Here is a 594-nt window from a genome sequence, read left to right as displayed (position 1 = left end):
TCTTCCTTCTTTAAATCTAAGTAAATATTTCCATCTGTTTTTATTGCATATCTCAAACACAGGTTCACAGGCATACAGGCTATCGCCTAAAATACATATAGGGAGTCTAGGATATCTTCTTTTGAGTTTAGTAGCCAATCTTTTAAAAGCTTTAATTTCACAATCCTGCTTATCATATTTTTCATCTGGGTTTTCAATAAATTCAGTATCTATACTAAATACCATATCGCCAAAAATCAACTTAGCTTCGAGAACACAATGGAAATACAGTGTTTTTTCAATATTTCCATCTTTATCTTTGTACTCTTTCTTTAAACAATGCTCACAATGTTTCTCTTTAAATTTAAATAATCCTGTTCCATCTATAGCTATAACCCAATATTTATCTAATAATCTATAATGCTCCAAGCTACGCTTTTTAAACATTTCTTTAAGCATATAATCTCTAATATACTCTAATTCATTAATATCTAATTTTTTTAGAAAGTTATTTATTGTATCATAATGAGGTATTTCTTCTAGATTTTCATATCCAAGAATATTTTTCATATTTTCTATACATTCATTTCTATTAAATTTTTCAGTCATTTTATT

Annotated in this window: 1 pseudogene; it reads right to left on the bottom strand. The window is 26.6% G+C overall.

Annotation, left to right across the window (positions count from 1 at the left end):
• Positions 1-594, bottom strand: a pseudogene (locus tag CLTEP_RS15025) (transposase); the annotation flags it as partial.

The sequence above is a fragment of the Clostridium tepidiprofundi DSM 19306 genome (assembly GCF_001594005.1).
GTDB classification, from domain to species: Bacteria; Bacillota; Clostridia; order Clostridiales; family Clostridiaceae; genus Clostridium_AC; species Clostridium_AC tepidiprofundi.
Note: the sequence above shows the minus strand (reverse complement) of the source record. Positions and strands in the feature narration are given on the sequence as shown.